The 14,306-nt window shown below is 72.6% G+C and carries 6 protein-coding genes; 2 read left to right on the forward strand and 4 right to left on the reverse strand.

The features are described 5' to 3' along the window. Positions 1 to 85: 85 nt before the first annotated feature. A complete protein-coding gene (locus ACI1MP_RS01945; protein WP_404867507.1) occupies positions 86 to 529 on the reverse strand; it encodes a DUF6210 family protein in 444 nt (147 codons plus the stop codon). Positions 530 to 612: 83 nt separating this feature from the next. Between ACI1MP_RS01945 and ACI1MP_RS01950 the strand changes: the two genes are divergently transcribed. Then, complete coding sequence (locus tag ACI1MP_RS01950; protein WP_380331171.1) at positions 613 to 4,164, forward strand: NACHT domain-containing protein; 3,552 nt, start codon at positions 613 to 615, stop codon at positions 4,162 to 4,164. Positions 4,165 to 4,176: 12 nt separating this feature from the next. On the opposite strand, the gene ACI1MP_RS01955 is transcribed toward ACI1MP_RS01950, so the two are convergent. Together ACI1MP_RS01955 and ACI1MP_RS01960 are read right to left on the reverse strand one after the other, a co-directional pair. Then, positions 4,177 to 6,942 (reverse strand): AAA family ATPase, encoded by a 2,766-nt coding sequence (locus ACI1MP_RS01955; protein WP_404867508.1) that lies wholly within the window; start codon positions 6,940 to 6,942, stop codon positions 4,177 to 4,179. Between the two features lie 115 nt (positions 6,943 to 7,057). Then, complete coding sequence (locus ACI1MP_RS01960) at positions 7,058 to 9,211, reverse strand: M4 family metallopeptidase (RefSeq protein ID WP_404867509.1); 2,154 nt, start codon at positions 9,209 to 9,211, stop codon at positions 7,058 to 7,060. 1,051 nt (positions 9,212 to 10,262) lie between these two features. Between ACI1MP_RS01960 and ACI1MP_RS01965 the strand changes: the two genes are divergently transcribed. Next, positions 10,263 to 11,054: a chitosanase gene (locus tag ACI1MP_RS01965; protein WP_380331733.1), complete on the forward strand. Its 792-nt coding sequence runs from the start codon at positions 10,263 to 10,265 to the stop codon at positions 11,052 to 11,054. A gap of 33 nt (positions 11,055 to 11,087) precedes the next feature. Here the strand turns inward: ACI1MP_RS01965 and ACI1MP_RS01970 are convergent, their stop codons facing one another. Next, positions 11,088 to 14,264, reverse strand: a complete 3,177-nt coding sequence (locus ACI1MP_RS01970; RefSeq protein WP_404867510.1) for a glycoside hydrolase family 9 protein — start codon at positions 14,262 to 14,264, stop codon at positions 11,088 to 11,090. Positions 14,265 to 14,306 lie beyond the last annotated feature (42 nt).

The following is a 14,306-nucleotide window of genomic DNA, read 5'->3' on the forward strand; positions in this document are numbered from 1 at the left end:
TGGCCGGCGCCCGCGTCGGGGACGTCGCGCCGACCGGCATGGTCAGGCGCACGACCTACGGTTCAGCGCGTTCCGGGACGATCGGTCAGTCGGAGTTCTCCCACACGAGAACCCCGGGGCCGTGCGGTGTCAGCACCGGCACCCAGGCCTCGTCGACCTCCGACAGGCGGGACTCGTCGAGTACCAGCCACGTGGGGAACGCGTCGTCGTGCCTCCCGGAGCCGTAGACGCCGAATTCGGCAACCGCGGCCCGCAGCCGGTCGAGCAGCTCGGCCGGCCAGTCCAGGCGTCGCGCCCCCTGCCCTTTCAGCTCTCCGACGAAGATCTCCTGCAGGTCGACGTCCAGGTCCCGCCCGAACAGCGGGATCAGGTAGCCCTCCTGCTGGTACTGGATGCAGCCGAACCCGCCGCCCTGGTTCTGGTGGACCACGCCGGTCGGCGCGGCCACGATGACGAACATCCAGCCCTGGCCGGCTCCGACGCCGTCGGGGTCCAGGAAGATGTGCCGCTTGTCGTCGGTGTGAGTCATGGTCAGGAGCCTCGCACGGACGGCCGCCCGGCTGCCGACCGGTAGGGTGCGGGCGGGGACGTGCGGAACAGAGGGGGCGCGGGATGTCGGTGATCGCGACGGCGGCCGGGGTGCTGGGGAAGCTGGTGGCGACTCCGCTGAAGGATGCGGCGATGCGGCAGGAGCGGGTGCTGCGGGCGCTCAGGGCCGTCAAGCTGGATCCGCGGACACCGCCGCGGGACTTCGACAGCGTCTACGCCATCACGCTGATCGAGTACTGCGCGGGCCGTGCGGCTTCGGTGCTCGCCGTGTTCCGCGACCAGTACGTGGTCGACTCCTTCCGCCGGTCGTTCCAGCAGCGGGACTTGACCCGGGTGCGTCGCGAGGTCGCCGAGGCGGTCGAACGGAACCGGGAGACCAGGGAGTTCGGGCATCTCGCGCACGGCTTCGAGGAGCACGTGGACGCCTTCGCCGCCGCGTTCGAGCAGGTGGTGGACCGGACCAGGGCGCCGCACGAGGTGCGTCTGGAGGAGACCGTCAAGTCGCTGCTCAGCCAGGTGAGCCGGACGCGCGACGAGGAGGAGGTCCGGCGGCTGCGGATCGAGCCCGACCGGGCCGAGCTCACGCCGGCGCAGCGGCTGGCCCGGGACGCCGAGGAGTGGTTCCGGGCGGTCAAGTACGAGGTGCTGAAGCAGTGGCCGGTCGGCGAGGATGCGGTCGCCCTGCGGGTCGACATCCCGAATCGCCGGGGGCGCGACCCGATCGTGATGCTGTGCGTGGCGGGCGAGTTGGGCCCGCACCACCTCAACACCCTGGCCGAGCTGGCCGATTCGGCCAAGGCCAAGGAGGGCTGGGGCATCGCGCGGCTGCGGGTCAGTGCGGCGGCCCGGGCCGTGGCGGCGGCCAGTGGCAACCGGCTGTTCTGCTACTCGTTCGACGAACTGATCGACGAAGAGGCCGACTTCGAGCCGTATCTGGCGTGGGTCGAGGAGGAGGTGCGGCGACGCGGGATCGACACCCGGTACGTCCCGCAGTCCTGCGAGAAGAGCGAGATCGACCCGGCGACCGGACTGCCGATCGCCACCAGCCGCTACCACTGGCGGGACGGCGGCCTGGACGACTACGTGGCCCGCTGGTTGGACGAGCCGGCCAAGCAACACCTGTCCGTGCTGGGCGAGTTCGGCATGGGCAAATCCTGGTTCGCGCTGCACCTCGCGCACACCATGGTGCTGGCCTGGCGGGACGCCAAGCGGCGCGGTGTCCCGCGGCCCCGGCTGCCGCTGCTGATACCGCTGCGCGACTACGTCAAGCAGACCCGGGTGGAGGGACTGCTGGCCGAGTTCTTCTTCGACAAGCACAACGTGAACCTGCGCAGCGCCGAGGTGGTCCGGGTGCTCAACCGGACGGGCCGGCTGCTGCTGATCTTCGACGGCTTCGACGAGATGGCGGCCCGCGCCGACCGCAACACGGTGGTGGCGAACTTCTGGTCGCTCGCCTCGGCGGTGGACCAGGGCGCGAAGGTGCTGCTGAGCAGCCGCAAGGAGCACTTCCGGGATGACCGGGAGGCCCGTGACCTGTTCGGCGCCAAGATCTCGACGGCCGGGCACGGGGCGATGGCCGATGGCCCGACCTTCGAGATCGTCCAGCTCGTCGAGTTCGAGGACGAGCAGATCGAGCGGATGCTCCGGCACGATCTGCCGGAGGAGAAGGTCCGCGAGATCATGCAGCACCCCGCCCTGCGCGGGCTGATGCGCCGTCCGCTGATGTCCGAGCTGGTGATCGAGGCACTGCCGGAGATCGAGCGGGGCGCGGAGATCGACCTCGCCCGGATCTACCTGTACGCGATGTGCCACAAGATGGACCGCGACATCCACGCCGAACGGACCTTCACCTCCCGCGCAGACAAGCTGTACTTCCTCTGCGAGGTCGCCTGGGAGATGCTCTCCACCGAGCGACTCGCCCTCAACTACCGTGATTTCCCAGGCCGATTGCGCTCGTTCTTCGGCCCGGTGGTGCAGCGCGACGCGGACCTGGACTTCTGGGAGCACGACATGCGCAACCAGGGCATGCTGGTGCGCAACGCGGAGGGCGACTACGGCCCGTCGCACAAGTCGCTGCTGGAGTTCCTGGTGGCGCTCAAGTTCGCCGGTGAACTCGGCCTGCTCACGGGCGACTTCCTGGACTCCGTCCGGGTTCCCGGCGCGGCGGAGGACGACCGCTCCCGCTCGTGGTCAGAGCACTTCGCGGCACGCGATGCGGACGGTCGTCTGCCCGCGCTGGCCGCGTTCGCGCCCGAGCCCGTGGAGGCGCTGGCCGGCACCTTCGGTGCGCAGGAGCCGAACGAGGCGGTGTTCGGGTTCCTGGCCACCATGGTCCGCGAGCATCCGGAGCACCGCGCCCGACTGTTGGAGCTGGCACACGCGAGCAGCCCGGGCAGGCCGCTGCTGAACAGCCTGCACCTGCTGGCCATGGCCGACGGCGATCTGGTGGATGCGCCGTTGGCCGGGCTCGACCTGTCCGGGTTCCGGGCTTGGATGCCCGGCCGTCGGTTCTCGCTCGCGGGCGCGGATCTGCGCGGCGCGAACCTCGCCGAGGCGGAGCTGCACAGTACCGACCTCACCGGTGCCGATCTGACAGGCGCGCAGCTCTCATCGCTGATTCTCCGGGAGCTCCCCACCTGGCGCTGCCGGATCACCACGAGCGGGGCTTTGGCCGCCTGGAACAACCACCGGGTACTCCACTGGCCCGACGGCATCCCGGCCGAACCTCCCCTCCGGTTCGACGTTCTACACGGTCCTCTGTTCATTCACGAGTGGGCCGAGTCGATCTGGTGGATGTCCGACATCATGGGTGGTCAACTGGTCGACGCCCGGACGGGGCAGTCGATGAGTGAGGTCGGTATCGACAACGGGGAGATGCTGGTGCCCATCCACTGGCGCGGGCAGCGGGTCCTGTTGGAACCCGTCGACGGCATCATTCGCGATCCGGAGACCGGGGCGGTGATCGAGACGTGGACCCCTCCCGCCGAACAGGCCGGGCATTGGACGGTCCTCACCGGTGACTTCCAGGCGGGTCTGCTCGCGATCAACGATCAGATCTCCTACCACGTCCCCGACAGCGAAGCGGCCGGCGGTTGGCGGACCGTCGCGGCTCTGGACGTCACCGCGGACGAGGACGAGATCGACCAAGTGGGTTCCCGTGACAGCGAATTGGTGACGATCGACAACATCCCGGTGATGGCGATCGACGCCTTCACCGAGCAGGTGCTGCTCCGCCCCGAGGGTCTGCCGCTGACGCTCAGCCCGGATGCGGGCCTCGAAGGGTTCGTGTACCGCGCGGCCATCGGGCTGGCGGTGCTCGCCGAGGGCGGGAGGCTCAGCGCCTGGTCGATGACGGCGGAGAGCGGAGAACCGATCTGGGAGCGCCGGACCGGCAACAGGGGGACCCTCGGAATCTTCGCCGACCCGGCCGGTTCGCGTCTCGCCGCCATCACCGACATGGGCGAACTCTGGCTGTTCGACTTCCGCACCGGCGAGCTGCTCGCCCGCGCTCCGCTCACCGACCGCCTGCGCGGCACCCGGTTCTCCCGGGACTGCGGCTTCGACGACGAAGCCCTCGACGCGATCGTCCGACTCGGCGGCATCATCGTCGACTGAACAACACCCCACCTACTCCTGATACTTCGCCAACTCCGCCCGCCCCCGCACCCCGTACTGCCGGAACAGCCGCGTCAGGTTCGCCTCCACGGCCTTCACCGACAGGTGCAGCGTCGCGGCTATCTCGCGGTTCGTCGCGCCGGTGCGAATCAGCCCGAGGATCTGCTGCTGCGTCGGCGTCGGGTCGGCCTCCAGCGCGTCCAGCGAGGCGAGCACCGTCTCGACGTGTCGCAGCCATGGCAGGCATCCGGCGGCCGCGTACCTCGTGTGGGCGTCCTGGAGGGCCGCGCGGGCGGCGGCACGGCGGCGGGCGCGGCGCTCCAGGGTGCCCAACGCGAGGTGGGCGCGGGCGAGTTCGAGGGGGTAGGGGTGGGCGGCGGGGAGCAGCGCACGCAGCGTGTCGGCGGCGCGGCGGGGGTCGGTGAGGGCGGTGAGGTGGGCTTCGGCGCGGTGCAGGCCGAGCAGGACGACGTCGCGGCCGAGGCGGCCGGCCCGGTCGCGGGCGTCGGCGAGGGTGGCGGCGGCGTCGTCGGGGCGGCCGGAGAGGGCGAGTGCCTCGGCCAGGTCGGCGTCCACCAGGAAGACGCTGGGGTCGTTGAACTGCATGTGGCGGAGCAGGAGTTGACAGCGGGTGAGGTGGTGGACGGCCATCGGGAGGTTGCCGAGCAGGAGGGCGGCGCGGCCGCGCAGTCCGTGGGCGTAGGCGAGCCACTCGTTGTCGTGGCCGTCCTCCGCGGCGCGGATCGCGGAGTCGAGGAGCTGGGCGGCGCGCTCGGCGGTGCCGCCGTTGAGTTCGGCGGCGCCGCCGAGGACGCGGGCGGGGCCGGGGGTGGGTTCGATGCGTTCGCGCAGGTCGTGGGCGGCGCGGCCGGCGGCGTAGGCCTCGGTGCTGCGGCCGGCGCGTTCGAGGACGGAGGCGGCGATGTAGAGGACGTTGGCGAGGTCCTCGGTGCGGCCGGCGGCTTCGATCTCGGTGCGCAGGGATTCGACCTCGGCGAGGGCGCGGGGGGTGTCGCCGCTGCGCAGGGCGGCGACGGCGAGGCCTTCGCGGCACAGGACGGCGGCGGCGGTGGTGGGCCGGCCGGCGGCGAGGCGGCAGCCGCGTTCGAGCAGGGCGCGGCCGTGGGCGGGGTCGGTGAGCAGGGTGATGGGGGCGCGCAGGGCGAGGAGTTCGACGAGCAGGTCGGGGTTGTCGGCGTGGTCGGCGTGCTTCTCGGCGGTTTCGAGTTCGGCGAAGCCTTCGGTCCGGTCGCCGCGGTGCAGGGCGCGGACGGCGCGTTCCTGGTGGACGGCGGCGGTGAGGGAAGGATGGCCGCCGGTGTCGTCGGCGGCGGCGGCGAGCAGGGCTTCGGCGCCGGGGTGGTCGGGGCCGAGCAGGCGGGTGAGCAGCAGCCGGGCGTGGACGCGCAGGTCGGCGGCGGGGGCGGTGGTGAGGCGTTCGCCGCAGGCGCGGGCGAGGTCGGGCAGGCCGGCGGCGGCGGCGTTGCGGGCGGCGGCGAGCAGGTGGCGTCCGGCGGTGTCGGGGTCGGGGGTGTGGTGGGCGGCGTGGCGCAGGAGTTCGGCGGCGGTGCCGGGGGCGCCTCGGGTGAGGGCGGTGTCGGCGGCGCGGGTGAGTCGGGCGGCGAGCTGCGGGTCGGGGTGTTCGGCGGCGAGGGCCTGGTGGCGGACCTGCTCGACGGGGTCGGCGGTGAGGGCGGCGAGCAGGCGGTGGGCGTCGCGCAGGGCGGCGGGGGTGGCGTCGGCGAGCACCACTTCGGCGATCAGGGGGTGGCTGAACTGGGGTGTGCCGGTGGGGGTTTGGCGGACGATGCCGTGGCGGCGGGCGGCGGCGAGGGGTTCCGTGACGGTGGCGGGCAGGCCGGTGCCGGTGCGGGCGGCGGCGAGCACGGTGAGGGCGGCGCGGGCGGCGTCGGGGAGTTCGGTGAGGCGGGCGGAGACCAGGGCGCGCAGCCGGTCGGGGACGTCGAGCGGACGGGCCGGGTCGGTGGCGAGTGCGCTCTCGCTGCCGTCGGCGGTCAGTGAGCGGCCCAACTCCAGGGCGTAGTAGGGGTTTCCGCCGCTGACGGCGTGCACGCGGCTGAGCGTGAGTCCGCTGAGACGCAGGCCGAGCCGTTCGCGCAGCAGGGCGCCGGTGCCGCGTTCGCCGAGCGGGCCGACGGGGAGGTCGCGGGCGGCGGGCGGGCAGAGGGCGCCCATGGTGGGTGCGGTGTCGGCGTGTTCGGTGCGTTCGGTGACGGCGAAGCGGATTCGGCGGTCGGTGAGGCGGCGGGCGGCGAACGCGATGACCTGGCGGCTGGCGGCGTCGAGCCACTGGGTGTCGTCGAGCAGGACGAGCACGGGGCCGCGCTGGGCGAGCCGGCGCAGCGTCTCCAGGACGGCGACCCGGACGGCCAACGGGTCGGTGGCGGAGCCGGGTTGGGGCGCGCGGTGCAGCAGGGCGCATTCCAGGGCCTGGCGCAGGTGGCTGGGGAGTTCCTCGGCGAGGGCGGGGAGGGTCTCACCGAGCAGGTCGATCAGCGCGAGGTGCGGCAGGTCGGCCTCGGCGGCGGTGGGGCTGCTGCGCAGGACCGGTTCCCCGGCCGCGTCGGCCTCCTGGGCGAGTGCGTCGAGCAGTGCGGTCTTGCCGATACCGGCCGGGCCGTGGAGCAGGACGCCGCCGGTGGCGGCGAGGGTGGAGCGGATGTCGGCGAGCAGGTGCGCACGGTCGACGAGTGCGGGCTCGGCCGGACCTGCCGTGGTGCTGGCGGGTCCGGCCGGGCCGGGGAGAATGCCGGTCATGGCGGTCAGTGTGCCGCCTTCGACCGGGTTGCGCGAGGGTGTCACATGAACACGACACGCTCGCTACTGATCGTTAAGTCCCCTTTAAGACTGGCCGATCGGGCGGGACCTCGGGTCAGCCGATGGAGACGTCGTCGAGCAGGAAGGTGGTCGCCAGGTAGGCGTCCTCCTGGCCGACGAACTGGAGGTTGACGGTCTGGCCGCGGTAGGCGCTGAGGTCCACCGTCTTCTGGACGTAGCCGGCGCTGGCGTTGGCGTTGGAGTAGGTCGCCACGGTGGCGCCGTTGACGGTGACCTTCAGGGTGTCGTACGCGGTGGTGCCGGTCTCCGCGGTGGTGACCTTCAGCCAGAAGGTGACCTTGGGGCTGCCGGCGGCGGGCACCGCGATGTTGTTCTGGGCGAGCGTCTCGGTGTTGGCGGAGCCGTAGCCCATCATCCACGCGTACCAGGAACCGCCGTGCGGGGTCTGCTGGTTGGAGTTGGTGATGTCATTGGCGCTCTGCGTCCAGCCGGCGGCGCCCTGCTCGAAGCCGCCGTTGACCAGCGCGTTCCCGGGGTTCGGGTTGCCGGTGGGCGAGCCGGACGGGGACGGGCTCGGGGAGGAGGTGCTGCCGCCCGGGTCGGGCAGCGCGGTGCCGATGGAGACGGCGGCCCACGCCTTGGAGACGATGTACCGTTCCTGCGAGTTGGCGCCGTACAGGTCGGCGGCGGCCTGCAGGGTGGCGGTGCGGGCCGAGGAGTAGTTGGTGGTGGAGGTCATGTAGGTGGTGAGGGCGCGGTACCAGATCGCCGCGGCCTTGTCCTTGCCGATGCCGCTGAAGCTGTCGCCGTTGCACGGCGTGCCGTTGTGCGGCAGGCCGCCGATGGTCTTGGCGCCGGTGCCCTCGGCGGTCAGGTAGAAGAAGTGGTTGGCGATGCCGGAGGAGTAGTGCACGTCCACCTGGCCGGCCCGACTGCTGTAGCAGGAAAGCGAGTTGCCGTCGGCGGCCGGGTTGTCCATCCGGCGCAGGTAGCCGTTGCCCATGTTGAGCTTCTCGCCGATGTAGTAGTCACCGGCGTCGGTGCTGTTGTTGGCGTAGAACTCGACCATGCTGCCGAAGATGTCGGAGGTGGCCTCGTTCAGGCCGCCGGACTCGCCGGAGTAGTTCAGGTTGGCGGTGGCGGCGGTGACGCCGTGGCTCATCTCGTGGCCGGACACGTCGAGCGCGGTCAGCGGGATGTTGCCGTTCTGCGAGGAGCCGTCGCCGAAGGACATGCAGAAGCAGCTGTCGTCGTAGAACGCGTTCAGCAGCTGGTTGTCCACGTGCACGTACGCCGGGGCGCCGCGGCCGTCGTTGCGGATACCGCTGCGGTTGAAGGTGTTCTTGTAGTAGTCCCAGGTCTTGGCGAGGCCGTAGGAGGCGTCCACGGCGGCGCTCTCGCGGCTCGAAGTGGAGCCGTTGCCCCAGGAGTTGGTGGACTTGCTGAAGGTCCGGGCGTTCTGCGCGGGGTTGGACTGCGGGCTGTTGTACGAGTCGTAGACGACCGTGGAGCCGTGCAGCGCGTCGGTCAGCGTGTAGCCGCTGCCGCCCTGGCTGGTCTCCAGGGTGACCTGCCCGACGTTGACGCCGTTGCCGGTGCCGGAGATCTCCGGGTTGACCTCGTAGGTGTCGAGGACGGCGCCGCTGGCCGCGTCGACCAGCACGGCCTCGCGGGTGTTCGCGCCGGCCTCGCCCGCGCCGGTGACGGTGGTGCGGTACGCCAGCACCGGGACCTTGCCGAACGCCCAGACCACCAGCTGGCTGCTGTCCAGGTTGGTGGTGCGGGCCTGCTTGACGTGCTTGGCGCCGCGTTCGGCGCTCGCGGAGGCGTCGCCGGCGGTCAGCTTGGGCGTCACCCCGGCGACCTTCAGCGCGCCGTCGTGCGCCCAGCTGGTGGCCGTGATCTTCCCGTTCGCGGCGCGGTGGACGACCAGGTCGCCGCCGAGCACCGGCAGGCCGCGGTAGGTGCGGTCGTAACGGACGTGCCGCGCGCCGTCGTTGTCGACCAGCACGTCCTTGGCCACCAGGCGCTCGTCCGGGCCGAGGCCCAGCGCCTTCGCCGTCGCGGCGGCCTCCTTGCCGGCCTGGTCGAGGGCCGCCAACCGGCCCGTCGTGCTCATCGCCTGGAACCCGGCGCCGGGCTGCGTGGTGGCGCTGGCCTGCGCGACGCTCTGCGAGGTGGCCATCGCGGCGGTGCCCAGGGTGAGGGCGGCCGCAACAGCTGCCGCCAAGGCGGTCTTGCGGTTCATCGGGTATTCCTCCCACCGAGCCGGGGTTGATGGGGGACGGCCGGTGACACCGATGGGGTGTGGTGTCCCGGCCGGTTTCGGCTCGGCGGCAGGACGCTAGATCCACCGGAGCCCCTTGCGACATGCCCTCGCCAACCCCACAAGGGCCGGACAAGGGTGATCCTTGCCCCGCAGCAGGGAAACCCCTGACGCCCCGTTGGCACCTGCTTTGCCGCTCCGATCCCTCGCGTTGCCCCGCTCTTCGACCGGAACCGGGGCCGTAGGGCACCCGGCGACCCGTCGCGGGTTCGCCGGGGAGGCCGGCGGCTGCTGAGCCGTCACGAACTCCGGATGCCGGGGTTGGCCCGGTCCGCGCAGCCGTAGCAGCCGGCCGGCCGCCGGCGGACGGCAGGGGGTGGAGCCACCTCCGGTAGGGGCGGGCCAGGGTGGGCTGCCGCCGCAGGACGGGCGACGGCGGCGTTCCGGGCGAGCGCCGTTGCTCCGGCCGTCGAGACTCCGCACCGCCGGGACCCACCCGGGCGGTTCGAACACGCGGGGCGCGGCATGGGCCGTTCGGGAGGACGCGGTTCCGTTTCTGAGGTAGCGTCAGGGCCCGGTCCGGATTCGGACGCCCCGTACCGGCGAGTGGAAGCTCCGAACGCGCGGTGGCCGCCGGTCCGGCCGGCCGTCGCCCCGCTCCCCCGGGCGGGGCGGTACCCGACAGAAAACGGAGCCGAATTCCATGCAGAGCGGAGCAACCAGCAGCGGCAGACGGCCGCGCCCCGTCCGGGTGGCGCTGGCGGTGGGGGTGGCCGCGGCAGTGACCGCGGGCCTCACCGCCGCAAGCCCCCAGGGCGGCGCCGCCACCAGGCGGCACGGGGCCGCGGCTCCACCGCCGATATCCGTCGACGTGTCCGACTCTCCCACCGCAGTGACGAGTTCGCCGACCTCCTCCCCGTCGCCGTCCGCACCGACCGCCGCCACGCTCCCGGCGGACCCGACCGGCACGGAACCCGGCACAGGACCCGGCACCGGCACGTCCCCGGCGGACACCGCCGTCGGTGCGTCGGGCATCGCGGCCAAGTCCTCGCCGACCCCGAGCCCGACCCCCACTTCGACGCGCAGCACCGCCTCGGCCGCCCCCGCCGCCACCACCACCCCGCGGCCGGACCTCACCGACCCGAAGTGGAAGGAGTACGCGCAGCAGCTGGTCTCCAGCGCCGAGAACTCCACCCTGGACTGGCGCTCCCAGTACCCGTACATCGAGGACATCGGCGACGGCCACGGCTACACCGCCGGAATCATCGGCTTCTGCTCCGGCACCGGCGACCTGGCCGACGTGATCACCCGCTACACCCAGCTGAAGCCGGGCAACATCCTGGCCAAGTACCTGCCGGCGCTGGCCCTGCTCGACGGCAGCGCCTCGCACCAGGGCCTCGACCCGACCTTCGTCGGCGACTGGCAGCGGGCCGCCGCGGACCCGCTGCTCCAGCAGGCCCAGAACGAGGAGCGCGACCGCCAGTACTTCACCCCGGCGGTGACGCAGGCCAAGGCGGACGGGCTGCACGCGCTCGGCCAGTTCGCCTACTACGACGCGATCGTGGTGCACGGCCCGCGCGGCTTCGCCACCATCCGCACGGCCGCGCTGGCCAAGGCGACGACTCCGGTCAAGGGCGGCAACGAGACCGCCTACCTGAACGCCTTCCTGGACGCCCGCAAGGCCTACATGCTGGCCGGCAACCCGAACCGCAACACGTCCAGGATCGACACCGAGCAGCGGGTCTTCCTCCAGGCCGGCAACCTCGACCTGCGGCCCCCGCTGAACTGGAAGGTGTACGGCGACAGTTACACCATCCCGGCCTGACCCGCCGGCCGGCCGGGACGGTCGTGGACGTCGTCAGCCGGGGGTGCCGGGCACCACCAGCCGATCCAGGTCGGGCGCGGCCCCGGAGGGGTTGGCGACCGTGAGGGTGTTGCTGCCGGCCGCCAGCGCGAGCGCCACCGTGACGGTGCCGGGCGTGGTGAAGGACCCGGTCGGGGCGAATGCCACGCTCTGCACCGGCCCGCCGTTGACGGACAGTTCGGCGGTCCGGGCGCCGGCCGAGCCGTTGGTGTAGGCGATCTGCACCTGGTACGTCCCGGCGGTGGCGACGGTGACGCCGCGGACGGCGAGCGTGCCCGTTCCGGCGGTGACGGTGCCGAGGTACCCGACCCGGCTGCCGCCGGAACAGGCCGCGCAGGCCACCACGGCGGCTCGTCCGGTCAGCGCGTTGGCCGCCGCCTCGGCCTCGTAACTTCCGCCGGAGGGTGCGGTGTTGGCGGCGGCGACGTCGACGGCGGTGTCGTCCACCACGAAGTCGGTGGTGCCGCCGTTGGCGGCGGTCTCGGCGCCGGTGAACTTCAGGGTGACGGTGCGTCCGGCCCAGGCGGACAGATCGGCGGTGCGGTGGGTGAAGCCGGCGCCCTGGTCGAGGTTGGAGTGGGTGGCGAGGGTGGTCAGCACCGTACCGCCGGCGTCCAGGAGTTGGACCTTCAGGGTGTCGGGCGTGGCGGTGGTCGTGTTCTCGGTGGAGTCGACGTGCAGCCAGTAGGAGAGGGTGGCGGCGCAGCCGGCGGGCAGGGCGACGCTCTGGGCGACGGTGTCGGTGCCGGCCGTGGAGTTGCCGTTCAACCAGGCGATCCTGCTGCCGCTGTGCGCGGGTTCGGCGCCGGTGGCGGCGGTGATCGGTTGGAAGCCGAGGGTGGAGGTCTGGGTCCACGGCGCGGCGGAGGCGTCCTCGAAGCCGGGGTTGCCGAGCAGCTGGGCCGCGGTGCAACTGCCGCCCGGGGCGACGACGGTGAGCGTGTAGGTGGCGCTGTGGCTGCCGCCCGGGGCGGTGCCGGTGACGGTGATCGGGTAGCTGCCGGGGGCGGTGCCCGCGGCGACGGTGGCGGTGAGGGTGGCGCTGCCTCCGGCGGTGACGGTGCTCGGTGCGAACGCGACGGTCACGCCGGCGGGTGCGCCGGCGGCGGTCAGCGCGATCTGCTGGGCGGCGCCCGAGGCGACGGCGGTGGTGAGCGTCGCGGTGGCGGTGCCGCCCGGGGCGGTGCTGCCGGCCGCGGGGCCGACGGTCAGGGAGAAGTCGTCGGCGGGCGGGGCGGTCGGCCCGTTGACCGCCTGCTGGAGGGCGGCGCCGATGATCGCCGAGCCGGTCATGTCGATGGCCGGCTCGGAGGTCTGCCAGGAGCGCACGTCGTCCACGTACCGGCTGCCGTGTCCGGTGAAGGCGCTGTACGGGTCGGCGCCGGCGGGCGGGCAGGCCTTCATGCCGGTCTGGTAGCTGCCCAGCCCGCCGCTGAAGATGCCGGCGGCGTTGGGCCCGTTGACCACGGCGCCGATCGGGATGGCGCCCGTCCCGTCGGTGGAGCCCTTGATGTTGGCGACCTGGTGCTGGATGCAGTGCGGGAAGGTGGTGCCTTCGCCGACCATGAAGCTGGTGCCCCACGGGTTCGCGCCGAACAGCCAGTTGCGCTGCTGGGTGGCGTAGTTGTCGAACGAGGTGTCGCCGCTGGCCTGCTTGTAGAGCGCCTCGGTGGCGAGCAGGCCGAAGCTGTGCGAGTCGGCGTCGAAGTCGGTGTAGGTGCCGCCGGCGTGGAAGATGTCGGCGGCGGCGCGGTCGGCGCCGACCTTGGTCTGCCGCTTGAGGTCGGCGACCAGGTCGGCGGCGGTGACGGCCAGTCCGCCGGGGTTGCCGGCGGCGGCGATGGCCCGGATCAGGTCGGCGTGGGCGAGCGCGCTGGTGTCGTACAGGTTGAAGGTGTCGCCCTTGTCGTTGGCCAGGTAGCTCTTGGCCCAAGTGGCGGCGGCCGTCAGGTACGGGGTGGCGTTCCGGCCCAACTGCTGCGCGGCGAGGGCGAGTTCCGCGCCGCCGAACTCCATGTCGTCGCGCCAGGTGGACTCGGGGTAGTAGTCGTTGGGGACGGCGGTGGTGAGCGGGTTCGGCGGGGCCGAGGTGTTGGCCAGCGCGTACAGCGAGGCGGCGGCCTGGTAGTAGGCCTGCGCCTGCGCGGGGTCGGCGGCGGCGTTCACCTGCGCGGCGAGCGCGAACGCGGCGGAGACCCGCCCGGCCAGGTTGGGGCTCACCTGTCCGCCCGGCGTGTTGGCCCGGAACACCGGGCGGTGGGCGGCGGCGTACCGGTCGGCGGAGGCGGTGTCGCCGTCGTCCTTCTCTGGCAGCCGCCACAGGTCGTGGTCGCCGACGAAGCTGCCGCTCGCGTTGCCGGAGCCGATGCCGACCTGGAGGTACAGGGTCTTGCTCGACTGGTCCCACATCCGGTTCAGCCAGGCTGCGCCGAACTGCGCCTCCGCACCGAGAGCAGCGGGCGCGGCGCTGCCCAGGGCGCGCTGGGCGGCGAGCAGGACGGCGTCGGCGTAGGCGGTGGTGTGGGTGAACTTCAGGTAGTCGCCGGCGTCGGACCAGCCGCCGCCGACGTTCACCGGCCCGGCGATCTTCGACAGGTCGCTGTTGGTGATGACGTCGGAGCCGCCGCTCTGGAACGAGGGCACGGCGTAGACGTTCGCGGTGGCGTCGTTCAGGTGGGCGGGTTTGCGGCCGAGCGGGCCGGAGACGGTGTCGCTGCCGTCGCGCTGGGTCTGGAAGAAGGTGACGCCGTCGGCGACGAACCTGCCGTACAGCGCGGCCGGGTCGGCGACCTTGAAGGTGGGCGAGGTGGCGCTGACGCCGCCGGCTACCACCAGGCGGTAGGTGCCGGGCGCGGTCAGGCCGGCCAGGGTGATCGGGTAGACGGCCGGGTACGCGCTGTTCCACGAGCCGAGGCTGGTGGCGCCGACGGTGCCCGTCCTGACGGTGGCGCCGGTGGAGTCGAGCACGCTCCAGCTCGCGGAGGAGACCGCGGCGCTGGTCATCAGATAGGCCTGTTTGGTCTCGCCGGGCAGGAACCCGGCCTGGTCGACGCGGATCAGGCCGGTGGCGGCGGCCTGCGCGGGGCCGGCGCCGAGAGCCAGCGGGGCGGCGGTGAGCGCGGCGGCGAGCAGCGCGCCGAGGGCGGTTCGTCGGGCCGGTCTCCTGGGCATGACCATCAGCGGCTCCCAACCGTTAGGAAGTCTTCCTTACCG

This window comes from Kitasatospora griseola (assembly GCF_044999035.1).
GTDB lineage: Bacteria > Actinomycetota > Actinomycetes > Streptomycetales > Streptomycetaceae > Kitasatospora > Kitasatospora griseola.